Below are 24,222 nucleotides of genomic sequence, written 5' to 3'. Positions count from 1 at the left end.
AGCACCGGGGGCGACGACGACGGCCCCGCGCGCTGTCGGCATCGGGTGGCCGGGCAGCGGGCGGGGCCGGGCGGGGTTGTCGCGTCGGAGCCGGGCTAACCCCAGCCGATGTCCCGGCGCGCGGGCGCGGTGCTGACAGTGTTGCTCCGAACAGCTGAGGCCATCATGCCCTCTCCTTCGACACCGTCCTTCTCGGTCACGCGCCGTCCGCCGGATGGGTGCCGGTGCTGCGGGCGGGCGAGCGCACCGGACACTCTGCCGGAGTCCAATCCGGCCACCAGACGTGAATAGAAAAAGCTGTAGTTCAGTAACTGACACTGCCGCCGACATTCGTCGCACGTCGCGAAGCCAGCCGTGCGGAAAACCCCGAAGGGGTGAATGGCCAGCATCGTTTATCCTGAATGTGTATCCGTTCGGGTAAGCATCGGTGCCCCCCGGACGGTGGACCGACGTGTAAGACTTGCGCATTGTGCGACCACTTCGTTCGGGGGAGGAGGCGATCGCGATGCGAGCAGGCGAGCACGAACAGATGATGTTTCCGGAGCTGGATGACGTGAGTGTGCGCGTCTACCGGGAGGCGGTCCGGCGCGGCAAGTTCATCCCGGCCACGATCGCGGAACGCCTGGGCCTCGACCCGCCGGCCATCGCCCGCGCGGAACGGGTCCTCAGTGCCCTGCGGCTCATCCGCCCCATGCCCGGCTGCCCGGAGGTGCTGGTTCCGGTCGGCCCCGACGCTGCCGCCTCGGGCCTCGTCGCGCCGGCGGAGAATCAGATTCGCGATCTTCAGTCTGCCGTGACCGAAGTCCGCACACAGATCATGGCACTGGCGCCCGCCTATTTCGAGGACCGCCGGGACCGCAATCACAGCGAGGCTTTCGACGTCATTACCGACGCCGCCATGGTGCAGCCGGTGCTCAATGAGCACGCCCGCCGGTGCGAGTCGGAAATCATGACGATCCAACCCGGTGGGGCCCGACCCGCGCACCTGCTGTCCGCTACCCGGGGGCCACTGGTGGAGGCGTTGGAGCGCGGCGTCGACAACCGCACCATTTACCAACATCCGGCACGCACCGACCTGGTTACCCGGGCCTACGTATCGGACGTGACGAAGCGGGGCGCCTGCGTCCGCACAACCCAGGAAGTCATCGATCGCATGGTCATTTTCGACCATGAGGTAGCGTTCGTGCCCGAACGAGGGGTCGCTTCCCGGGCCGCCGGGGCGGTCGTCATCCGGGAACCGGCGCTCGTCGGCTACCTGTGCGACGTCTTCGAGCACCTGTGGAACACCGCGGTCCCCTTCCAGCCCGACGCCGATCGGGCCGCGCCGGTGGACGAGGACGTGAAACGATCCGTCATCCGCCTCCTGGCGAAGGGATACAAGGACGAGACGATCGCCCGCCGCCTGGGCATGTCGGTGCGCACGTGCCGCCGGCACATCTCCGAACTCATGGACCGGCTCGGCACCACGAGCCGTTTCCAGGCCGGCGTGGAGGCCACCCGAATGGGTCTGATCGACGACGTGGTCGCTGACGACCCGCCCGCCGCGAAGACCGACGACGGGCGACACGGCCATGGCGCGCTGGACATGTCGGCGTGAGCTGCGGACGTTGCGCATCGCGTCGACGGCTGTCACCCCGACCCGATCCGACCGGTCAGGGTCGGCACGACTCGCGATCAGCGTCGTAGACGGCCGCGCCCACCAGATACTCGTCGTCGAGGACGAACGAGCGGAACGTCCACTCGTCACCGTCGGCGGGCGTACCGTCCGGACGGCATACCCGCACCGCCCGCCCGTCCGGCCCGAAGCCGATCTCGCTCGGGCAGAACGGCACCCCCATCGCACTGCCGTACGCGCCCTTGAGCGTGCACAGCCGCACGAGGTCGCGGTTGCGCTCCTCCTCGGCGATTCCGGCGAGGGTGACCAACTCGTACGGGGAGCAGATGCGTCCGCTCTGCCCGGTCCGGTAGAGGTCGCGGTCCAGCCGCTCGACGTCCACCCCGATCAGACCCCGGGTCGTCACCCCCAGCAGCACCAGGTCGTCGACGTAGCTGAGGCTGATGTCGAGCCACTGGCAGCCGGAGAGGTAGGGCCGCCCGGTCGGGCCGTAGCTCAACTCGAGTAGTTCGCCGTCCTCCTCCACCAGGTTCGCCGCGGCATGCCGCAGCAGCGCCCTGGTGGCTACGGTCCGGGCTCCCAGCCCACCCCTGACCATCTCCAGGTAGCGGCACCAGCCCTGACCGAGCAGCACCCGCAGGGCGGCGTCGTCGATCTGCTCGGGCAGCCAGTCGACCAGACGGGCGTGCAGCAGCACCACCCAGTTGTCCGCCAACTCGCGGCGCGCCCGTTCCCAGGTGTCCAGCCCGTGCGTGGCCGGTATCGACACGAAGGCCATCCCGTCGGGCAGCGGCGTCCAGTGACCGGCCATCAGGGCACACCGATCCCCGCCGGTGGCTGGTCGGCCGTCTCCTCGACCGGAGGCTGTCGGGGCCGCCCCTGCGGGGAGCCGCCGGATCGCCCGCCCGGTAGCGGGCTGAGCGGGTCCACCGGCGCCCAGATGAGCCCGAGCGCCGTCAACCCATCGGTCAGCATCGACCATCCACGCACTCTGGCCACAAGCACCTCCACGGTTCCAGCGGTTACCGCGTTCCGGGGACAGCATGGAGCGCGGAACATGGACGGGCCTTAACGGCGACCTGGCATCGGCGTGCGCCCAGCGGACGGCGCGGCCGGGACTACCTGTAGTGCAGTTTGGTGCCAGCGGGAACGGGTGGCCGACGCGCGACGTGCTGGTCAGTCTTTACCGAGGGGAGGCACGACACCACGGGGGAGTCCAGATGGCACGACACCTGACGGTGGCCGAGCGGGTCCGTCCCGCCGCCACCCGGCACCTGATCCACCGGCCACGATCGGCGGTCCAGGCCGCGCCGGAGTACGGCGTCAGCCGGGAGGAACGGTTCGCGCTGGCCGGCGACATGCCGTACGACCATCCGCTGTTCAACGACGGCCTCGGGCACGTCCACGACGTCCAACTCTTCGTCGAGACCGTACGACAGGTGGGCACCTTCGTCGGTGGCCGGTACTTCCGGGTGCCGCTGGACCGCCGCTGCCGGTTCGAGAGCGTCGAGTTCGCGCTGACCACCCCGGCGGCCTGGCGGGTGCGGGAGAATCCGTCGCACATGGCGGTCGACCTGCACGCCTCGGCATTGTCGGTGACCAGCGGGATACCCGGTGGGTTACGGCTGCGCGGCACGATGGAGATCGACGGGACCGCCGGCTGCACGGGCCACGCCGACCTGCGTTTCCTGGCGCCGAGCGGGCCCCGGCGACCGGCGCCGACCCGGTGGTCGTCGCCGACCACGGGCCGGCACGGCCCGCCCCCGGTCGATCCGCACACCGTCGGTCGGTGCGATCCGCGCAACGTGGTCGTCTCCGCACCGGCGCGCACCGACGACACGCTCCGCACCGAACTGCTGGTGGACCCGGGCCACCCGGTCTTCTTCGCCGAGAGCGGCGAGTTCGTCCCCGGCACCCTGCTGATCGAGGCCATCCGCCAGACGGCGCTGCTCGCCGCGACGAGGATCCGCGGGTACGACGCGTCGCGTACCCACGTCGTCCGCGCGTCGGTGCGTTTCCCGCGCGACGCGGCACTCGGCCTCCCGCTGACCTGCGCCGCCCGGGTCGACCCCGGCGACGACGCGCCCAGCACGAGCATCCGCTCGTCGGTCACCCAGCTCGGAAGCGTCGTCGCCGAGGCCGAGCTGACCGTGGCACACAGCACGTCCTCGGGGGGATCGTGAGGTACCGGGTACTGGGACCGATGGAGGTGCGGGGCGACACCGTCGCCGGCACACCCCGCGCCGCCAAGCTGCGCGTCGTCCTGTCCACTCTCCTGTTGCAGACGAACGCTGTGGTGTCGGTGCAGGCGCTCGCCGACGAACTCTGGGCGGACCGACCACCACGCACGGCCATGATGACGCTCCAGGTGTACGTGTCCCAACTGCGCAAGATCCTGCAGGAGGTCGATCCGGCACAGGGCCGCGACGCACTTGTCACCCGGGCCCCCGGGTACCTGCTGCGCATCGACGCCGAACAGCTCGACCTCGCCGTCTTCCTCGGGCGCCACCAGCGCGGGCTGGAGGCCGCCCGGGCCGGCGATGACACCCTCGCGGCGGACCTCCAGCGCCAGGCGCTGGAGCTGTGGCGCGGACCACTGCTCTCCGACGTGCCGCACGGGCCGATCCTGGAGGCGACCGCCGTACGGATGAGCGAGCTGCGGCTGGCCGCGCTGGAACACCGTGTCCGCGCCGACCTGCGCCTGGGTCGGCACCACGCCCTGGTGAGCGAGCTGTGGGCGCTGACCGGCGAGTACCCGTTGCACGAGGAGCTGCACGCCCACCTGATGACGGCGCTGTACCGTTCGGGTCGACAGGCCGACGCGCTGCGGGTCTTCACCGACCTGCGCCGTGCCATGATCGACGAACTCGGGATCGAACCGAACACGCCGCTGCGGGAGGTGCACCGGCAGGTTCTGGAGGGCGACGCCGGGCTGCTCGGGCCGACGGAGCGCGACGTCGCGGCCGCCGGGTCGCCGCCGTTGGGCGCGCTCCACCTGCCCCCTCCGGTCCTCGACTTCGTCGGTCGCGACGACGTCACGACAGCGGTGCGGACCGACCTCGGGGAGGCCGCGGCGGGCCTCGTCGCACCGGCCTGCGTACGCGTGGTCGGCAGGGCCGGCATCGGAAAGACCGCCCTGGCGCTCCAGATCGCGCATGCCGCGGCGCCGACCTTCCCCGACGGGCGCGTGTTCGTCGACATGCAGGCCGCGCCCGGTCAACCGCGCTCCCGCGCCGACGCGCTCGCCACGTTCCTGCGTCGGGCGGGCGTCACCGGCCATCTGCCGTCCGACGTGGAGGAGTTGTCCGCCACCGTCCACCACCTGCTGAACCGCCACCGGATCCTGCTGGTGCTCGACAACGTCTCGACCGAGCAGGAGGTACGGCCGTTCCTGCCCGCCGCGCCGGGCAGCGCCGTCCTGGTCACCAGTCGCGTACCGCTGACCGGCCTCGGCGGCCCGCAGCCCCACCGTCTCGACGTCCTCGGCCCGGAGGACTCCGACCGGCTGCTGTCCACGGCTGCCGGCAGTGACCGGGTGGCCGGCCAGGCCGAGGCGGTGCGACAGGTCGCCGAGCTGTGCGGCCACCTGCCCATCGCGCTGCGCGTCGCCGGGCTGCGGCTGGCCGCCCGTCCGTACTGGGACGTCGCCGACGTCGCGGCGCTGCTGCGCGACGAGGAGTCCCGGCTGGACCAGCTCCGGATCGGCGACCTCGACGTCCGCGCCAGCCTGATGCTCGCCTACCGGGGCTCTGCCGCGCATGTCCGGACGGCCTTCCGGCGGCTCTCGCTGCTGCCCGCCGCCGACTTCCCGCTGTGGGCGGTGGCGGCGGTGCTGGACGCCGACACCCGCCAGGCGGCCGACGTCGTCGACACCCTGGTCGATGCCCAGCTGCTGGAGACGGCGGGCACCGGCCGCGGCGCGCGGTTCCACTACCAGGAGCTGCTCGGCGTGCTCGCCAGGGAGCTGTCGGGCCGCCACGACGACGCGTCACTCACCCGGGACGCCGCCGAGCGCGTCGCCTCGACGTACCTGCGACTGTGCCAGCACGCCGACCACCTGCTGTCGCCCGGTCGGTCCTTCTGGGTGACGACCGCCGCGTCGGACGGCGCCGCCGCGATCGTCGGGGACGATCCGCTGCGCTGGTTCGCCCAGGAGCGACGCGCGCTCGTCGACCTCGTACGCACCCTCTGCCGGACGAGGCGGTGGCGACCCGCGTGGCAGCTCGCCGAGAGCCTAGGCAGCTTCTTCGAGACCATCGCGGCGTGGCACGACTGGGAGGAGACCCACGAGCTGGCCCTGGACGCGGCGGCGCGGCTGGACGATCCGGTGCCCACCGCCGTCAGCCTCTGCTCGCTGGGTGATCTGGCCTGGCAGCGCCGTCGCTACGCGGAGGCGGAGACCAGATACCAGGAGGCGGCGACCCTCGCCGACCGGGCGGGTCTCCCCCATCCGCACAGCCGCGCCCTGGTCGGCCTGGCCGACCTCCGTCTCGCCGACGACGCGCACGCGCGTGCCCGGTCCCTCGCCGAGCAGGCGGTGTCGTTGTCGAGCGCGGCCGGGGACACCTGGGGGCTGTGCAACGCGCTGCGGTCGCTGGCCCTGGGCCAGCTCGACGACAACCGTCCCGAGCACGCCATCCGCAGCTTCATGGAGTGCGCCGCGCTCGCCGGACAGGTCCGGCACCACCGCTTCGAGAGCTTCGCGCTCGCCTCCGCGCAGCGCGTCGCCGCGGTGGGCAGCCGTACCGACGCCCCGGAGCTGGAGATCCAGCCCGGCCTGTGGCGTCTCTCCGCCTGAACCGAGGCCGGACCGCGACACCGACGAGGCCCCCCGGCGGCGTGCCGGAGGGCCTCATCGGTGTCGCGGGGCGTCAGACGCCCCGAGCGGGTTCCAGATCGGGCGTCACCGCCGTCAACGGCTGGGAGTCGGCGTCGTGCTGTCGGAACAGCTTGCTGGGCCACCACATCCACCGGCCCACGTCCAGGGTCAGCGCGGTGACCAGCACCGAGCGGACGACCAGGGTGTCCAGCAGTACGCCGAACGCCACAGCGAAGCCGAGTTGGGCCGCGAACACCAGCGGCAGCGAGGCCATCGCCGCGAAGGTGCCCGCCAGCACCAGCCCGGCCGACGTGATCACGCCGCCGGTGGCCGTCAGCCCGGTCAGCGCGCCGCGCCGGGTGCCGTGCCGCAATGCGACCTCACGGACCCTGGTGACCAGGAAGATGTTGTAGTCGATGCCCAGGGCGACGAGGAAGACGAACGCCAGCAGTGGGAAGGACGCCTCAGCCCCGGCGAAGTTGAACACGTTGTTGAACACCAGGCTGCTCACCCCGAGGGCCGCGGCGAACGACAGCACCACCGTCGCCATCAGCAGCAGCGGCGCGATGATCGACCGCAGCAGCAGCGCGAGGATGAGCAGCACCACCACCAACACGATCGGAATGATCAGTTTGGAGTCCCGGGCGGCGGCCGTCCGGGTGTCCAGGACGATCGCCGTGTTGCCGCCGATCTGGGCGTCCGCGCCGGGCACCTGCCGGACCGCCTCGCGGGCCTGCTCGACGGTACGCGTCGCCGCCTTGCTCGTGGGGTCGTCGATCATCTGGCCCAGCATGATCGCCTCACCGTCCTTGACGACCGGCGCGGAGACCTCGCCGATCCCGGCGACACCGGAGAGCGCGGTTCTGACCTGCTCGGCCGAGGCGGCGTTCGTCACCACGTAGAGGGGGTCACCCGAGCCGGCCGGGAAGTGTCGGGCCTTGACCTCCTCACCCACGGCCATCTGCGGCTTGTTGGTGAACTGGTCCTTGTTGGCGAGCCCGTCGGCCCGCAGCCCGAGCATGCCGAGCGCCATCACGCCGAGCACGACGGCGGTGCTGATCCAGACCAGCCGGGGCCGGCCCGCGATGGCGGTGCCGAGTCGGGTCCACAGGCCGCCGGTGGTCGACGGGGTGACGCCGTACTTCGGCTTGACCGGCCAGAAGATCCAGCGACCGCAGATGACCAACAGCGCCGGCATCAGGGTGACCATGGCCAGCAGGCCGACGAGGATGCCGATCGCGCAGGCCGGCCCCATCCCCTTCGTGGAGTTGAGGCTGGCCAGCGTCAGCAACATCAGGCTGACCGCGACAGTGGCGGCGCTGGCGACGATCGCGGGCCCGGAACGGTGCAACGCCTCGGCCATGGCCTCGTGCCGGTCCTCGTGTCGCGTCAACTCCTCGCGGTAGCGTGAGGTGAGCAGCAACGCGTAGTCGGTGGCGGCGCCGAACACCAGCACGGTCAGGATGAAGCTGGTCTGGTTGTTGACGACGAGCCCGGCGTTCTTCGCCAACAGGTAGATCACCGCTTCCGAGGCGACCAGCGCGCCACCGGCGGTCAGCAGCGGAAGCAACGGCAACGACGGGCTGCGGTAGGTGAGCAGGAGGATCAGCACCACCACCACCGCGGTGATCGTGGTGAGCCCGCCACCTCCGCCGAACCCCTTGATCGAGTCGGACGCGTAGCCGGGCGTGCCGGTGACATAGAAGCTCAGCCCGTTGGCGTTCGCCGTGCCGATCGCTGTCATCGAGTCGACGACCTCGCCCAGACCGTCCCATCCCCGGTTGTCCTTGCGGACCTGCACGACGGTCTGGATGGCCTTGCCGTCCTGGGACACCACCGGTTCCTGGGGCTGCCCGACGACGTTGGTGACGGTGGTGAAGGCCTGGGCGTCCGCCCGCGCCTTGGCGATGTCGGCCGGGGTGATGCCCTCCGGCCGGTCGTAGATGACGATCGCGGGCAGGGTGTCGGTGGTCTGGAACTTCGCGGCCCGATCGACGACCTCCGTCGACTCCGCGTTGCTGGGCAGCCAGGCCGAGTTGTCGTTCTGCTGGACCTCACTGAGCCTGCCGGCCAGCGAGCTGGCAGGGATCAGCAGGACCAGCCAGACGGCGACGACCACCCACTTCGCCAACCTGCCTGCGGGCACAGACGCGAGTTTTCGGATCATGCAACGTGTCCTTCGTGTTCAGTGTCCGGGATCGGGTCAGGTTGGCGACGACGTCGGTGCCGACAACGATGTGGGCAGACATCGGGATGTGTACCGCAGCGCAACCGAATCCGCACCCTAGGTTAAACAACCTCTAATCGGCGTGGTGCCCCTTGTCGTCACGCCCCCAGCGCGACGGCCACCCGGTCCCGGGTCCGGCAGCGCACGTGGCCGAACGCGAGCAGCACCGGAGCGTCGGTCAGCACGGGCAGGTGGTAGGTGAACGGGCGGGGTCCCACCATGTCGGGCACGCCGCGGTAACCGCCGTCCGCGTGCTGCTGTCCGAGCAGCCAGGACAGGGCGCGGCCCACCGGCCGCGACTCGGACCCGTAGCACAGGGTGATCAATCCGTACGCGGTGCTGACGTCGTCGCTGGGATCGCCGGGCTGCATTCCCCACCCGCCGTCGTCGTTCTGCGTCTCGCGCACGGTCCGCTCGATCCGCTCCGCCATCGTCGCGCTGCGACAGTCGTCCGGGTGCGCGGTGTACGCGGCGAGACGCGCCCGGAACAGCGCGTGCAGCCGGCTGCGGCTCCAGCCCGGCTCGAAGCCGCCGTCGGCCAGCTGGCTGTCGGCGAGGAACGCCAACGCGCGGGCCCGGGCGGGCGCGGTGGCGGGGATCGACGCGAGCGCCCCGACGGCCGCGGCGGTCATGCACGGCTCGGACGCCGCACCGGCGACGAAGGTGGGGAAGCCGCCGTCCGCGCCCTGCACCGCCAGCAGCGACCGTACGCCGCGGCGCACCGCGCCGCCGAATCCGACCGGATCGGTGACCTGGAGGAACTCCAGCGCACACGCGGTGCAGTCGACGTCGTTCTGGGCCACCCCCACCGACATGGACCAGCCGTCGGTCAGCGGCGTGCCACGGGACAGGGAGCGCGCCAGCGGGGCGCCGCCCTGGTGGACGACGAGCATGCGGCCCATCGACCGCAGCAGGCTGGTCGGCGCCCCCGCCGCGGCCAGGCCCAGCCCGGCGGTCGCCGTGCACCAGTGGTGCATCTCCACCACGAACGGGAAGCCGCCGTCGTCGCGCTGGTAGCGCAGCAGGGTCCGCACGCCGTCGCGTACGGTGGCCTCCTGCCCGGGGACACCGGCGAGCCCGTGCAGGGCGAGCAGGTGCATCAGCACGTACCCCTCCCACACCGACGTGCCGGGCTCGATGGCGAGCAGGGTGTCCCGCGCGTCGTCGGTGACCGGGTTGCTGACGCCCGCCGCGGCGGCGAGGATCAGCGTCACGGCGGCCTGCTGGACGACGGCCCAGGAGTGCATGGGGTCGGTCGGCACCGCGCCGTCGGCCGGCGCCCCGAGGTCGCCCGGCAGCGGGCACCCGAGCACCGACAGCACCGCGCCCACCATCCTGCGACGACGGCCCGAGATGAAGCCCGGCGCGGCGCCGAGCACGCCGTCGGTCAGCCTGGCGACGAGCGTGGCGTCGACAGTCGAGCCACCGCTGGTGGCCCGCGACACCGCGAGTCGGGCGAGGACCCGGTCGAGCCGCTCCGGGGAGTCCCGATGCGCGTCGAGGAAGGCGAGCAGACGGTCCCGGGCCGGTGCTGTCACTCCGACGCGTGTCAACAGCGACAACGCGAGCGCCGACTCCAGCACCCGGCTCTGGCACTGCTCACGGATCGCGCCGTCCGGCTCGACCCGCCCGCTGACGTGCGCGACGAGACGGGACGTGGCGTCGCGTACCTGATCCCGGTCCACCTCGACCGGCCACTCGATCGGAGCCGAACGCTGCACGTACGGAACTCTCATAGCAATGCTCCTAACTGGCGGGGCGGGGAGCCGGTGGACCACCACCGGCTCCCCGAGCCACGCCTGCGAGGCCCGCCGATCAGCGGACGCTCTGCGCGAATCGGAAGACGTTGTACGGGTCGTAGCGGTCCTTGATCCGACTCAGCCGGGGGTAGTTCTCGGCGTAGTACGACTGCTTCCAGCCGGTCAGGCGAGGGTCGATGAAGTTCTGGTACGTCTCACCGTTGGAGTAGGGGTCGATGGCCGCGAAGCCGCCGTCCACGAACTGGTACGCGGCGGAGACGGCCTCGGCGGAGACCGGCGCGACCGCGTTCGAGGTCAGGAAGCTGGCCGAGTAGTGGGTGTCGCGGTGCACGTAGGCCGTGGCGGTTCGGGACACCGTGTTGGCGGCGCCGCCGAGCGCGGAGATCTGCAGTTGCCGGCCCTGCCCGTCGATCCGTGCGGTGTTCTCGACGACGTCCAGCGCCCGGGCCCAACCCTCGCGCGGCATGACCGCACCGAACAGCCGTCCCCGCCAGGCGCCGAACGCCGGCCGCGGGATCTGCCCCCCGGGCGAGATGTCGTCACGGTGGCACTGGGTGACCGACAGGTCGGTGCACCGGTAGAGGTTCATCATGACCGGCTGGTAGGGGGCGGTGAACGCCTGGTTGACCACCGGGGCGTGGCCGACCAGCGAGATGAGCCGCTGGATCTCGGCGGCGAAGGCGGGACCGGTGTCCACCGAGCCGAGGAAGATCCCGGCGGTCGGCACCTTGCCCGGACCGGCGTCCAGCAGCGTGACGTTGGCGCCGCCGCCGATCGACCAGGGCGAGTCGACGAGCCACCGGGTCCAGCCGTCGAGCATGTCGAGCGCCTGGTCGTAGGTCCAGGCCAGGTTGGCGGCGCCGACCGTGGTCAGCGGGCTGGGCGTGACCTGGTAGGAGGTCACGATGCCGAAGTTGCCGCCGCCGCCCCCGCGGAGCGCCCAGTAGAGGTCGGGGTGCTCGGTCGGCGCGGCGGTGACGACCCTGCCGTTGGCGAGGACCACCTGGGCCGACGTGACCTTGTCCGAGGCCATGCCGATGCTGCGGGTGAACAGGCCCATCCCGCCGCCCTGGAGGAAGCCACCGGCCGCGACCGTCGGGCAGTAGCCACCGGAGATGCCCAGCCCGGACGGGGACAGCGTGTTCATGATGTCGATGAGCTGCGCGCCGGGCCCGATCGTCACGCTGCCGTTGCCGAGACTGACGGTGTTCAGTCCGGCCACGTCGATGACCAGACCCGGGGTCGTGGAGTACCCGCCGGCGCTGTGGCCGCCGCTGCGCGCGGCGATCGGCAGCCCGTGGTCCTGGGCGAAGCGCAGGCACAGGGCCACGTCGGCGGCGGAGGCGCAGTACGCGACCGCTCGGGGGCTGGTGTCGTCGAACTGGACCTGGAAGAGCTGCTTCGCCTTCTGGTAGTCCGCCTCCGAGGGCAGCACCAGCCGACCCTGGAGGTGCTGGCTCAGGCGGCTCCACTTGTTGGTGGTGGTGCTCCGGGCGCTCGCGGCACCGGGCAGGGCGAGAGTCGCCAGAGCCGCGCCGCTCGCGCCGAGAAGGGACCTTCGAGTAATCACGCAGTGCCTCTTTCGCTCGGATGGTTCTGTCGGCCGTACCGCGGTGCGGGCCGGGATCGTGGTCAGGTGGCCTGGTGACCCAGGACCCGAGCGATCGCGTCGCCCAGTCCGCTGGCCGGGTCCTCGCTGCCCCCGACACTGCGCCACGCCACGTGGTGGTCGGGCCGGACCAGCACCGCTCCGGCGTCGGTGATCTCCCGCACGGTCGCCCAGCGTCCGTCGACGTCGGCGTACTCCTCGCCCGCGCCGATCCGGGCCACGACGATCGGCACCGAGAGCTTCTCCGCCACCTGGGCGGCCGCCTCGACCCAGGGCTCACCGTTCACGCCGGCGATCAGCACGAAGCCCGCGCCGGGTGCGGTCAGGTCCTGGGTGGACAGGCGTTGGCCGTCGCGCTCGATCCACGCGTGCGGCAGTCGGTGTCCCGGGCGGGTCGTCGGCTGGTACACGTCACCGAGTGGCGCGCGGGCCGGCGGCCTGCTGCCATCCGGCACGACGGCGCCCGCCTCGTAGGCGAAACCGATCTCGACATCGTGCGCCTGGCACTCCCCACGGTGGGTGGCGAAGATCTCCGCCGCCCGGGTGCGCTGGGCCACACCCATCGGGGTCGGCGCGAAGTACCCGAAGAACATCGGCGTCCGGCGTTCCGCCGGAAGGTGCTGACCGAGGCCGACGGCGGCGTCGATGACCACCTGGTGGTGGGCCGCCGCGGACATCGCCCAACCGAGGTTGAACTGCCCGACCGGACGCCGCTCCGCCTCGTACGTGTCGAGCAGGCCGTCCGGGGCCTCACCACCGAGCACGGCGGCGAGCTTCCACGCCAGGTTGTGCGCGTCCTGCACGCCCGAGTTCAGTCCCAGGCCGACGGCCGGTGGCTGCCGGTGCGCCGCGTCACCGGCGAGCAGCACCCGCCCGTAGCGGTAGTGCTCGGCGAGCACCGCCTCCACGGACCAGGTGGTCACCGCGAGCAGGCGGAGTTCCAGCTCGGGCAGACCGAGGACGGCCCGCACCTTCGCGAGCACCGCCTGCTCGTCGGTGCGGTCCACCCCGGCCAGGGAGACGTGCAGCCCCCACTCCTCGGAGTGTTTGCCCCAGGTCGGCCCCATCTCGATGAGAGCGCTGGAGAGGTCCGGCCGGTACGGGTTGAGGAACCAGGTGATGATCGATCCCTCGTTCCAGTACTCCGACAGGTCGGCGGCGAAGTAGACGGTGGTGGCGTCGAACAGGGGCGGCGGGCCCTGGAGCTGCGCCCCGACCGCCGCGCCGACGGTGCGACCGCCGTCCGCCGCCACCACGTAGCGGGCCGTGACAGTGGTGGTCTCCCCGCTCGCGGTGTCGCGGATCTCCGCGACGACCCGGTCGCCGGTCTCGGTCAGCGAGGTCAGCTCGTGGCCGAACCGCACGCCGCCGGGATTGCGCTGCTCGGCGTGGCGACGCAGGATCGGCTCCAGTCGTACCTGTGGCAGCTTGACCGGCAGGACCGGCGCGGCCGCCGCGTACGTCTCGCGCAGCGCGCCGCCGCCGAAGCCGTCCATCTCGTGGATCAGCTTCCCGTCCAGCGGTCCCGGACCGGTCAGCGTCGTCTGCCAGCGCACCTTGCCGAACTTCTCCGGTGGCGCCGCCAGCTCGGCGACGTCCGCTTCCAGGCCGTGCTGGCGGAAGATCTCCATCGTGCGCTGGTTCAGGTAGTGCGCCTTCGGCAGGTTGGAGGTGTCGGAGCGCCGCTCCACGAGCAGGTGGTCGACGTGGTGGTCGGACAGGAAGATGGAGGCGGACAACCCGCTGCCGCCGCCGCCCACGATCAGAACCGGAACCTCTACAGCACCCATGTCTGTCCCTTCGAGCAGTGGATGTGTGCCTGGCTAAACGGGGTCCGCGACGGCCCGGTCGGACAGCTGCATGATGTCCAGCACCTCGGGCTGCCAGCGGTAGTAGGACTGGAGCTTGTAGTACTCGCCGTCCGGCTGGGAGGCGACGGCGTAGACGAACCGGGTGTGCGGCTCGGACTCCCGTACGTGCGTGACGAACCGCTCGACGGTGGGGTCGAGGGGCACGGCGAGTTCGGTCGGGTCGGTGGTCGCCACGGCGAAGCAGATCCGCTCGACCTGCGGCGACTCCCAGTTGAGCGTCACGTAGATGCCGAACGCCCGTTGACCCAGCTCGAGCATCTGGGCGCTCGGCTCCGCCTGGTCGACCTCGCGGAGCATCGACCGGACGGACTCCGGCGCGAACCCCCCGGCGGGCGGCTCGCCGAAGTACACGTTCACCGTCCTGCGCCGGTAGTCGATCCCGAGCAGCCCGACCGTGTCGCCCAGTCCGTACCGGGCGAAGAAGTCGAGGCTCTGCCCCAGGCTGCGCGGCATCGCCGGGATGTCGGCGAGCGCCGACACCGCCTGCAGTTCGCCACGCGGCAGCACCAGCCAGACCTTCTTGAAGCCGCCGACGACGCCGAAGTCGATGCCGTAGCTGTCGACAGCACAGTGCCGGCGTACCTCGGTGAGCAACTCGCTCACCGGGTGGTCGGTCTTCTCGAGCAGGCCGTTGTCGACGGCCAGCAGGTACGGGTCGACCTCCAGGGGGACGGTGAACCGGCAGTCCAGCTCGCCCGAGTGGTCTCGACCGGTCGCCACCCGGAAGGCGACGACCGCCCGCGCGAGCGCGCCGCCGTAGACGGTCAGGATGGGCATCACCCGTTCCCGTGAACAGGGCACATCCAGGACCCGCGCGGACCGCTCGATGGCCGCGTAGAGGCTCTCCACCGGTTCGTCCGACTCGACCTTGTCCGCAATCTGGCGCTCCATGCCCCCACCCTCGGGCACCGCACATGGCCGGCACTTATGCGCGACTTGACGTCGGCTTGGCGGGGTCGGGGCGGTCGACGCGCCGCGACCGCGCCCGGCGGGCACGCCAAGCGAGCCGGCTGCCCGCCACGGGGCAGCCGGCTACGGCCTGCGCTGTCCGTGCCGATCACCCGGGCACGATCGGGGTGGTGTCCGTCAGCGGGCGATGACCAGCGTGGCGGGCGACGGGGTGGGATGGAACGTGACGTCGTCGAAGCCGGCCTTGGTGAGCCAGCTCTGGTACTCGGCCCGTCGCCAGGTTCCGCCCTGCCTGCTCTTCAGCAGCATCTCGCTGGCGAAGATCAGCGCGAACGGAGGACCGCTGCGGTCGTCGTCGACCACGTAGTCGTTCACCACGAGCGTGCCGCCGGGTTTCAGGGCGGCCCGGAGCTTGGCGAAGACCGCCATGTTGTCCTCCGGCCCCTCCTGGTGCGCGATGTGGGAGTACACGGCGACGTCGTAGGCGGCGGTGCCGAAGTCCGCCGTGTGCAGGTCACCGTCGATGCTGGCGAACCGGTCGCCGACGCCACGCTCGGCCAGCAGGCGGCGGGCGATCGAGTTGATCGGCGCCCAGTCGAGCTGGGTGCAGCGGGCCCGGGGGTTGAGGCCGAGCCAGATGGCGGAGTAGACGCCCGAGCCGCCGCCGACGTCCAGGATCGAGACCTCGCCGGCGTCGGCCAGGCGCAGGATGTCCGCGGCGATCGTCGCCACCGGCACCGACTGCGCGGCGATGGCCTGGACCAGGTTCTCCCAGTGTGGGTTGTCGACGACCTCGACGGTCGCGACGTTCGCCGGCCCGCCGTCCCGGACCGCGTCGGGCAGCCCGGCGAGACTGCCCAGGTGGCCGAGCTTGAGCGCCGCGAACGCGCTCAGGCAGGTCGGTCTGCCCTCGACCAGGAAGGCCGCCGCCTCGGCGCTGTTGCGGTAGACGCCGTCGCGCACCTCGACCAGCCCGAGGCTCACCAGGCCGTCGAGGAGCGCCTGCGCGCCGCGCACCGAGATCCCGGCGCGGGCGGCCAGCGGCTCGACGGTCCCCACCCCGGCGTCGAGATGGGTGAACAGGGAATGGCTCGCGGCCGTGCCGAGGACGCCGGTGGCCCAGTAGCCGAAGATGAGTTGCAGGATCCGGTCGGGTGTCGGCTCGTCGGCGTTCATGCGGCTCCTCCCCGGCTCGCCAGTGGACGGGCGTTAGCCCGCAACGCGGACCGCAACGCGGTGGCCACCCGTTCGACCTGGTCCAGCTCAAGCTCGGCGTGCATCGGGATGGCGAGGTTGCGGGCGAAGAGGTCCGCGGACACCGGGCAGCTCTGCTTGGTCTCGAACACCGGTTGCAGGTGGGTCGCCCAGGTGCCGTGTCCGCTGCCGATCCCCTGGGCGCGCAGCGCGGTGGCGACCGCGGCCCGGTCCACCGTCGAATCCAACGTGACCATGAAGGTCTGCCAGGCGTGGGTGCGGTCGTCCGGCACGTGCGGGAGTGTGAGCAGCGGCTCGTCGGCGAGCAGCTCCGCGTACCGCGCGGCGACGGCGACCCGGCGTGCCAGCAGCTCGTCGACCCGGCTCAACTGCACCTGGAGGATCGCGGCGGCGATGTCGGACAGCTTGTAGTTGTAGCCGATCTCGGTGAACTCCGGGATCGGCAGACCGACGATCTGCGCCTGGTCGAAGATGCTGCCGATGCCGAAGGAGGAGCGCAGCCGGGCGTCCGCCGCGAGCAGCGGATCGGTGGCGAGCAACGCCCCTCCCTCACCGCTGGTGGCACCCTTGCGCCCGTGGAAGGACAGGCACGCGACCGGGGCCAGCGCCCCCGCCTCCCGCCCGCGGTAGGTGGCGCCGACGGCGCAGGCCGCATCCTCGACGAGGAACAGGCCGTGCCGTTCGGTGAGCGCGGTCAGCTCGGCGTAGTCGGCGGGCAGGCCGACCGTGTCGACAGCGATCACACCGACCGTGCGGGGACCGACAAGGTCCGCCACGGCCTGCGGATCGATCGTTCCGGTGTCGGCCCGTACGTCGGCGAAGACCGGCTGGGCGCCGACGTACCGCACGGCGTGCGCCGGCGCGGGGAACGTGTAGTCGGCGACGATCACCTCGTCGCCGGGTTGTACCCGGAGGGCGAGCAGGGCCAGGTGCAGCGCCGCGCCGCAGTTGCTGACGGCGACCGCGCCGCCGACGCCGTAGCGCGCCACGAGGTCGGCCTCCAGCGCCTTGCCCCGGGGGCCCTGACCGGCGGGCCAGCCCGAGGCGAACACCTGCGCGACCGCGGCGAGTTCCCGCTCACCGAGGCTGGCGTGGACCAGGGGAATAGGTGTCATCGTCGTCAGCTCCCGCCGCGCGATACGCCGATGGGCTCGGCGGGTACGGGTGGTCCGTAGCGGAGTGGGGTGATCTGGCGGACGTCGTAGCGGTCCCGGAGCCGTTGCACGGCGTCCGGGTCGACAGTCCCGCCGGCGGCGAAGATCTCGCAGATCTCCTCGAAGTAGCGCTCGTGGTCGGGCGCCGGCGAACTCTGGAACAGCATGCGCGCCGGCCGGTCGCTCGGGTTGCGGAACGCGTGCGGGCAACCGGGTGGGACGAACATGCAGCTGCCGGCGCCCGCCCGGACCACCTGCGTGCCGTCGGGCGACTCCCAGTCGTGCCAGCTCTCCCCCGCACGCTCGGTCGGCTCGAACGCGAACAGGTCGAGGGTGCCCTCGAGCACGTAGAAGAACTCCTGTGAGCGCCCGTGGGTGTGCGCCCCGACGTCGAAGCCGGGCGGCACCACCACCTCGAAGATCGATGCCACCGAGCCGTCGGCGGCGGTGACCTTGAAGGTGACCTCCTGCGCCTTCGTCGTCAGCTTCCGGCCCTGACCGGGTGGGACCACCAGGCCGGTCATCGCGCTGCCACCGGGGTGACCGGCGTGAGGTCACGCTGCCCGGCGAGCGCGGCCAGGTCGATGGCGGCGAGCGGGTCGACGGCCCAGGTGCCCATCGCCATCTCGGCGGTGATCCCGGGGCCGAAGCCCGCGACCACACCGGTCGCCCCGGGCGTCAGCGCCTGCTCCTCGAAGAGTCGCCGCGCCGCGTCGAGTACGACGGCGCTGGCGATGTTGCCGTGTTCGGTCAGGGTCGCCCAGCTGTGCCGGAACATGCTCCGGTCCACGTCGAGGAACTTGGCCAGGTCGTCCAGGATGCGCGGGCCGCCCGCGTGGACGATGTAGAAGTCGAGGTGCCCGATGTCCCACCCATGCTCGGCGGCCAGGTCACGCATCACCGGGGCCAGCGGCTCCATGGTGCCGGGGACCCGGCGGTCCAGCTGGAAGTGGAAGCCGGTGGCCCGCACGGCGTACGAGATCCACTCCTGGGTGTTCGGGATCAGGTAGGAGGCGTTGCGCTCCAGCGCTATGCCGGTTCCGCCGATGCCCCGGACCACGGCCGCCGCGACCGCGTCGCCGAACAGCCCGTCGGAGAGCAACGCCCCGATGTTGTCGTCGACCGGTTGGTAGCACAGCGAGCAGAACTCGCACGACACGATGAGGACGTTGCGGTCCGGGTAGGCGGTGCAGAAGTCGTGGGCCCGGTTGATCGCCGCGCCTCCGGCCGCGCAGCCGAGCTGCGCGATGGGCATCTGCCGGGTGTCGGACCGGAATCCCATCTCGTTGATGAGCCATGCGGTCAGCGACGGCATGAGGAAGCCGGTGCAGGACACGTAGACGATGAGATCGATGTCGGTCACCGACACGCCCGCGTTCGCCAGCGCCTCCTCGATGACCTCCGGGCAGCGCTTCTTCGACTCGATCTCGTAGATGCGGTTGCGTTCCGCGAGGCCGGGGTGGTGCAACGTCTGATCGATCGGTTGGACGATGTGACGCTTCAGCACGCCGGTGTTCTGGATCAGACGCAGCGCCAGCGGAAGCTGCGGCTTCCCGGCGTGGATCCGTTCGGCGAATGCCAGCGTCTCTTCCATCGTGACGACATATTCCGGCACCCTCACCGAGGGTTTGCACAACGTTGCCATGTATGGAGTCCCCTTTTGTCTGTGATACCGCAAGGTCCGGAGACGCTGGGTGGACCGGTCGCTGGCCAGAGACGCCAGCGACGGCCACGACCACCGACCACGTTCGTGTGCGCGACCGCCTAGGCGGCGTCGAACTCCGCGAGCACGCCGTCCCACAGTCCGATGCGGGCGTTGATCGCCCCGATGCTCACCACGGCCGCCTCCTCCTCGCGGTGCGGGTCCCCGTCGCACAGGGCCGCGAGCAGGCGCAGCGCGAGCGGCCCGTGCTCGTCGTGGTCCAGGGCGATGTGCCGGTCCAGGTAGTGCCGGAACACCGGGGCGTTCGCCAACACCTCGTCCACGTTGGCGCGGACCTCGGAGAACACGTCCGGGAGCAGGTTCTCCCGACCGTGGCAGAACGAGGACGCCACCTCGTGCGGGGCGCCGGTGAGGGCCACGTCGAGGGTGTGGCTGACGAAGTCGCGGACGCTGGGCGGAATGCGCTCGTCCTTGAGCGCCGCCATCGGCCCGACGCCGTTGTCGAGGGCGGCGAGGAACACGTCGATCGGTTCGGTGTCGGCGCCCAGCTCGACCATGGCCCGGCGGTACAGCTCGAAGTGACTGATGTAGCCCCCACCGATGTCCTCGTCGGTCTCCTCGGCGAGGACGATCTCCATGATGAACCTGCCGTGGTCGGCGTGCCCGCGCGGCTGCCACGGCAGCGTGACGGTGGTGACCTCGGTCTGCAGGCGCTTGAGCAGCGTGAAGAAGTCCCAGACCGCGAAGACGTGGTGCTTCATGAAGACACGCAGCCGGTCCTCGGTGGTGATCTGTCGGTAGAGGGGGTGCGCGACAAGCCTGGCGCGTGCCGCGTCGAACTCAGCGTTCGCGGTCAACTTTCCTCCCTGTGGGTTCTGGTCGCGTGTGAGGTGCCGTACGTGGTGCCTCAGCCGGCCGCCTGCACCAGCCGGCGGGACAGCTCGGTGCGTTGCACCTTCAAGGTGCCGGTCCGCGGCAGGTCGGCCTGGCGGATCTGGACGGGCTCGGCGAGCTGCGGGAGGTCGGCGACGGCCGCCCGCCAGCGCTCCGGGTCCACCGGCTGGTCGTCGTGGGTGCACAGGACGGGCACCGCCGTCCTGTTCGGGCCGGGCACCACGGCGAGTTCGCTGAGTTCGTCGAGCCGGCCCAGCACCAGGTCCTCCACCTCCAGGATGCTGCGCAGGCCGGGGATCATGTCGATCTCCCGGTCGAGCATGTGCAGGCAGCCCAGCCTGGTGCGGTAACCGACGTCGCCGGTGCGCCACCAGTCGCCGAAACGGTTGGCGTCGTAGCGGTCCTGCTCGCCGAGGTAGGTCTTGGCCAGCCCGGCCCAACCGACCTCGATGTAGCCGGGGTTGGCCTCGGACGGCGGCTGGCCGTTGCGGCTCACCACGCGCACCTTCGCCGAGCCGGGCATCGGGTAGCCCACGCACCGCCCGTTGGCCTGGTGGGCGGACTTGCGGAAGTACGGCCTGCCGACGGCCGGGCCGACCTCGCTCTGCCCGTAGATCTGGAAGAAGATCGGCGCGCGCCGGTCGGACGACTCGAGCAGCCGACCCATCGTCCGCGGGTGGATCGCGTCGAACGTGCTGCTGAAGTACTTCACCGACGCGAACGGCCGGCGGGGATCGTCGGCCAGGCACTCCCACTCCATCAGCGAGTTCGGCAGCGCCTCGACGAACCCCGGACGGTGGGCGAGGAACGACTCGGCGATGCTCTCCGGGTCGGACTCGTTCAGCAGCAGCACCGGCATTCCCCGCAGCAGCACCAGGGCCATCGCGGCGAACATCCGGGAATGGACGAACGAGATGTGGATGGCGACCGTCTCGCGCTCGCGTCGGCGCATCAGCGACAGGAGCCGCCACTGCGGTGTGAGCCGGGTACCCATGGTCCGCGGTGTGTGCACGACGAGTTTGGGCAGGCCGGTGGTGCCGGACGTGTGCGTGATCATGGCCGCCTCGTCCAGCGGCCGGTGGACCGGCGTGATCCGTGCCGAGCCGGCGAGGTCGCCGAGGGACAGCGCACCCGGACGCTCTCCGGCCACCAGGACGACCCGGGCGGCGCGGTCCGCCAGGCGCTCACCGGCGAGCGCGTCGAACATGTGCTCGTCGGTGACCAACGCCGGCCGGTCCAGCCGGCTCAGCAGAGCGCCGACGGTCGCGGCGTTCAGCGCGGGTGAGAGCAGCACGGGAACCGCCCCGACCCGCGAGACCGCGCTGGCGATCAGCCACACGTCGAAGTTCGCCGTCTTGTAGATGGCGACCCGGTCCCCGGCCCGGATCTCGGCCGCCGCCAGACGGCCGGCCAGGTCGTCCACGTGCTCGGCGACCTGGCGTACCGTCATCCGCCGTCCCGCCTCCGGCAGGACATCCAGATCATGGTCGAGGCTGAGCGACGTGGAGCCGTTACGGGCCGCCGCCATCTCCGGCAGGCTGCCGAGATGCAGGCCCTTGCTCCGTACCGTTCGGTGGATCTCGGCGCTCTTCAAACGGACCGCCTCCTCTGCGGGTCTTTGACGAACGTCCGGGCGTGAGTCAGCGGCGCGAGCGGACCCCGCTCGACAGGCGTCCGGGTGACGCCGCCCGAGGTCCACTGCCCGCCATCATGTGTAGGTAGTGTCGGCCGGCGGCCTTAAGCGCGGCCGAGCAGCGGATTGGTGCCGACTTGGTGGGCGGGCGCGGCGCGCGAGGTAACCGGGTCAGGCCGGGGCGCCGGGGCGCCGTCCGCGGTCGTGGTTGCCGACGACCGCGAGGCAGGAGCCCAGCAGCGAGCGCTGCGCGGCATCGGTGACCTGCGGCAGAGCGTGCTCGAGCACCGCGAGCAGCCGCCGGCGGATCGCGCCGTGCCCGATCGGGTACGACGTCAGCTCGCCGACCGCCGCGATGGCCGCCGTGACCAGCCGGGCCGCGTCCCCGTCGCCGCTGCCGTCGTACCCCGGGAGGGCCTCCTCCATGGCCTCGACCAGCGCCGGAAGGCCGTCGTGGTGGTTGCCCGCCCGGCACAGCGAGGTGCCCAGGCCCACCAGCAGCGGGTAGCGGTCGAGCCTGGCCCGGTCGGTCAGCTCGGCGGTGGCCAGCGCCTGCCGCCACCACGCGGCGGCGTCGTCGAAGGCGAGATTGGTGTCGGCAACGCGGGCGGCGGCGACGGCATGCGGGACGGCACGGGCGGCGGTGGCGGGGTCGAGCTCGGCGGCGAGCAGCCAGTGCCGGGCCGTCTCGGCGGCCCGCACCGGGTCGCCCGCCCAGGCCCGGGCGGCCGCCGCGCCGATCCGGCGGTGCCGACGGAGCCGACGCAACCGTCCGGTCGTCTCGTAGAGGACGTCGGCGGTCACCGGGTGGGTGAAGCGGAACCACCCCAGCCGCTGCCGGTCCTCGACGAGCAGACCGGCGGCGACCGCGGCGTCCATCGCCGCCAGGGCCGTCTCGATTCCGGTCGAGGCGGCCTCGGCGACGATGGCGATGTCGAAGTGCCGCCCGGCGACGGCGGCGAGCGGCAGCAGCTCCGCCGCGACCGTGGGTAGCCGGGCGACCCGGTGCAGGACCACCTCCCGAATCGGCGCCGGAACCGGTGCCGGGTGGACGTGTTCCGGATCGGGTACGCCGCCGAGCTGCGTGAGCAGCGCCCGCACGAAGAAGGGGTTGCCACGGCCACGGTCCCAGAGCTCGTCCGCCGCCTGCCGGTCGACCTCCCGGTCGAGGACGGCGCGGGCCAGGTCGTGGACCTGGTCGACGTCCAGGCCGTCGAGTTCCACGCCGGTCGCCCCGGCCCGGGCCAGGGCCGCCAGTGTCTCGGCCAGTGCGGGCGACTCCCCCGCGCGGTAGGACACGATGACCAGCAGGCGACTCGTCGCCGCCGAGTCGGCGAGGTGGGCCAGCAGCCGCAGGGAACTCGGGTCGGCGCGGTGGACGTGGTCCAGCACCACCACCAGCGGGGCGTCCCGGGCGATGTCGGTCAGGTATCGGACGATCTCCTCGACCGCGCGCAGGGCCGCGTCGGCGCGTGCCGGCCACCGGTGGCCGGCCAGCAGCTCCGACAGCGTCGCCGGCACGGCCTGGCCCGGGAACGCGGTGACCGCCGCTCGCAGCACCTGCTCCCACAGCCACCACGCGGGCGCCTGCACATGCTCGGGGCAGGCGCCCCAGAGAACCGGCGCGTCGGTCAGCGCGGCGAAGTGCCGCAGCAGGCGGGTCTTCCCGATACCCGACTCGCCGTACACCGTCACCACCCGGCCCCGCCCGGCGGCCGCGGCGGCCGACGCGGCGGCCAACTGCCGCAGCTCGCGCTCCCGGCCGACGAACACGTCGGCGTCGGGAATCGAGGTGCCCGGCGAGCCGGTCGAGGCGTCGGAGGGCGTCGCCGCCGGCTCCGCGGGCCGCTGCGGGCCTGGCGTCTGGCTCAGGATCTCGTGTTGCAGGAGTTGCAGCGCCGGCCGGGGGTCGACGCCCACCTCGTCGGCGAGTCGCTGCTGGACGGTCCGCAGCACGCCCAGCGCGTCGGCCTGCCGGCCGGTGCGGTACAACGTCAGGCTCAGCAGCTCGCAGCCGTACTCCCGCAGCGGGTGGGCCTGGACCAGCGCCTCCAACTCGGGTACCGCCCGCGCGTGGGCGCCGACGGCCAGCAGCGCGGCGCACCGCGCCTCGATGACCGACAGCCGTAGCTCCTCCAGGCGCGCGACCTCGCCGGCCACGTGCGCGACGCTGGCCACCTCCGAATACGCCCCTCCGCGCCACAACGCCAGCGCGGCCTCGAACTCGGTGAGCGCCTGCGACGGGTCGTCGCGGTCCCACGCCTGCCAGCCAGCCGTGGCGTGCTCACCGAACCGGCGGACGTCGACGTCGACCACCCGCCCGTCCAGCAGGTAACCGCCCGGACAGGTGCGGAGCACGGCGGCCGGCTTGCGCGGCCCGCGATCCGGCTCCAGGACCCGACGCAGGTTGGCGATGTACGCCTGCAGCGAGGTCATCGCCGAGCGCGGTGGGTGGCCGGCCCACAGCGTCTCCAGGATCATCTCCACGGCGACCGGTTGACCGATCCGGCTCACCAGGAGGGCGAGCAGCGCGCGTTGCTTCGGCGTGCCGAGGTTGGCCAGTTGCCCGGCGACCACCGCCTCGAGTGGACCCAGCGCGTGGAACTCCACCATGGCCGGCAACTCGCCGGGCAGCCGCGACGCCGGCGCCTCGGTCCAGCGGAGGGAGGCCGGCAGGGGGTGGCGCGCGCCTCTGGCGAAACGCGCCCCGGTCATTCGTCGCCCACAACGCGGTCAGCGGACATCGGCCGCACCATGGCGCCCCTTCCCCCGAGACTGTGAGGCTGCACCCAGCTGGCGGTCAGAGGCTATCGACGATGCGGAGACAGCCGCAATGCGACGCTCAAAAGCCCG

18 protein-coding genes are annotated in these 24,222 nt (G+C 71.8%); 3 read left to right on the top strand and 15 right to left on the bottom strand.

The features are described from left to right. Window positions 1–95: 95 nt before the first annotated feature. Window positions 96–389, bottom strand: coding sequence for a hypothetical protein (locus tag O7634_RS22570; protein ID WP_278152116.1), 294 nt, complete (start codon window positions 387–389; stop codon window positions 96–98). 116 nt (window positions 390–505) lie between these two features. Between O7634_RS22570 and O7634_RS22565 the strand changes: the two genes are divergently transcribed. Beyond that, window positions 506–1,597, top strand: coding sequence for a LuxR C-terminal-related transcriptional regulator (locus O7634_RS22565; RefSeq protein ID WP_278152115.1), 1,092 nt, complete (start codon window positions 506–508; stop codon window positions 1,595–1,597). Window positions 1,598–1,652: 55 nt separating this feature from the next. Here the strand turns inward: O7634_RS22565 and O7634_RS22560 are convergent, their stop codons facing one another. Together O7634_RS22560 and O7634_RS22555 are read right to left on the bottom strand one after the other, a co-directional pair. Further along, complete coding sequence (locus O7634_RS22560) at window positions 1,653–2,426, bottom strand: hypothetical protein (protein WP_278152114.1); 774 nt, start codon at window positions 2,424–2,426, stop codon at window positions 1,653–1,655. Further along, window positions 2,426–2,590 (bottom strand): hypothetical protein, encoded by a 165-nt coding sequence (locus O7634_RS22555; protein WP_278152113.1) that lies wholly within the window; start codon window positions 2,588–2,590, stop codon window positions 2,426–2,428. Before O7634_RS22555 ends, O7634_RS22560 begins: the two co-directional genes overlap by 1 nt. Window positions 2,591–2,835: 245 nt before the next feature. Here O7634_RS22555 and O7634_RS22550 point away from each other — a divergent pair, with 245 nt between their 5' ends. Further along, on the top strand, window positions 2,836–3,798 hold the full coding sequence (locus O7634_RS22550) for an AfsA-related hotdog domain-containing protein (protein WP_278152112.1): 963 nt from the start codon (window positions 2,836–2,838) through the stop codon (window positions 3,796–3,798). After that, window positions 3,795–6,413, top strand: a complete 2,619-nt coding sequence (locus O7634_RS22545; RefSeq protein ID WP_278152111.1) for an AfsR/SARP family transcriptional regulator — start codon at window positions 3,795–3,797, stop codon at window positions 6,411–6,413. Before O7634_RS22550 ends, O7634_RS22545 begins: the two co-directional genes overlap by 4 nt. A 73-nt stretch (window positions 6,414–6,486) precedes the next feature. Here O7634_RS22545 and O7634_RS22540 read toward each other — a convergent pair whose 3' ends face one another. The 12 genes from O7634_RS22540 to O7634_RS22485 form a co-directional block, all read right to left on the bottom strand. Further along, window positions 6,487–8,601, bottom strand: coding sequence for an MMPL family transporter (locus O7634_RS22540; protein ID WP_278152110.1), 2,115 nt, complete (start codon window positions 8,599–8,601; stop codon window positions 6,487–6,489). Window positions 8,602–8,759: 158 nt separating this feature from the next. After that, window positions 8,760–10,397 (bottom strand): prenyltransferase/squalene oxidase repeat-containing protein, encoded by a 1,638-nt coding sequence (locus O7634_RS22535; protein WP_278152109.1) that lies wholly within the window; start codon window positions 10,395–10,397, stop codon window positions 8,760–8,762. Between the two features lie 79 nt (window positions 10,398–10,476). Beyond that, entirely contained in the window at window positions 10,477–11,991 is a 1,515-nt protein-coding gene (locus tag O7634_RS22530) for an FAD-binding oxidoreductase (RefSeq protein ID WP_278152108.1), read from the bottom strand. A 62-nt stretch (window positions 11,992–12,053) separates the two neighbouring features. After that, complete coding sequence (locus O7634_RS22525; RefSeq protein WP_278152107.1) at window positions 12,054–13,820, bottom strand: FAD-dependent monooxygenase; 1,767 nt, start codon at window positions 13,818–13,820, stop codon at window positions 12,054–12,056. 33 nt (window positions 13,821–13,853) lie between these two features. Then, window positions 13,854–14,792, bottom strand: a complete 939-nt coding sequence (locus O7634_RS22520; protein ID WP_278152106.1) for an aromatic prenyltransferase — start codon at window positions 14,790–14,792, stop codon at window positions 13,854–13,856. A 195-nt stretch (window positions 14,793–14,987) separates the two neighbouring features. Continuing rightward, window positions 14,988–15,986: a class I SAM-dependent methyltransferase gene (locus tag O7634_RS22515; RefSeq protein ID WP_278152105.1), complete on the bottom strand. Its 999-nt coding sequence runs from the start codon at window positions 15,984–15,986 to the stop codon at window positions 14,988–14,990. Continuing rightward, on the bottom strand, window positions 15,983–17,140 hold the full coding sequence (locus O7634_RS22510; protein ID WP_278152104.1) for a DegT/DnrJ/EryC1/StrS family aminotransferase: 1,158 nt from the start codon (window positions 17,138–17,140) through the stop codon (window positions 15,983–15,985). Before O7634_RS22510 ends, O7634_RS22515 begins: the two co-directional genes overlap by 4 nt. A gap of 5 nt (window positions 17,141–17,145) precedes the next feature. Further along, window positions 17,146–17,703: a cupin domain-containing protein gene (locus O7634_RS22505; protein ID WP_278152103.1), complete on the bottom strand. Its 558-nt coding sequence runs from the start codon at window positions 17,701–17,703 to the stop codon at window positions 17,146–17,148. Further along, a complete protein-coding gene (locus O7634_RS22500) occupies window positions 17,700–18,773 on the bottom strand; it encodes a type III polyketide synthase (protein WP_278152102.1) in 1,074 nt (357 codons plus the stop codon). The genes O7634_RS22505 and O7634_RS22500 overlap by 4 nt, the downstream gene beginning before the upstream one ends. Window positions 18,774–18,943: 170 nt before the next feature. Next, window positions 18,944–19,699 carry a DUF3050 domain-containing protein gene (locus O7634_RS22495; RefSeq protein WP_278152101.1) on the bottom strand — a complete coding sequence of 252 codons (756 nt, stop codon included), beginning with the start codon at window positions 19,697–19,699 and terminating at the stop codon, window positions 18,944–18,946. A 50-nt stretch (window positions 19,700–19,749) separates the two neighbouring features. After that, window positions 19,750–21,330, bottom strand: a complete 1,581-nt coding sequence (locus O7634_RS22490; RefSeq protein WP_278152100.1) for an AMP-binding protein — start codon at window positions 21,328–21,330, stop codon at window positions 19,750–19,752. Window positions 21,331–21,540: 210 nt separating this feature from the next. Continuing rightward, a complete protein-coding gene (locus tag O7634_RS22485; RefSeq protein ID WP_278152099.1) occupies window positions 21,541–24,084 on the bottom strand; it encodes an AfsR/SARP family transcriptional regulator in 2,544 nt (847 codons plus the stop codon). Window positions 24,085–24,222: the final 138 nt, after the last annotated feature.

The sequence above is a fragment of the Micromonospora sp. WMMD1120 genome, from assembly GCF_029626235.1.
Classification (GTDB): domain Bacteria; phylum Actinomycetota; class Actinomycetes; order Mycobacteriales; family Micromonosporaceae; genus Micromonospora.
The sequence above is the reverse complement of the archived record's forward strand: the minus strand, read 5'-3'. Positions and strand labels throughout refer to the sequence as shown.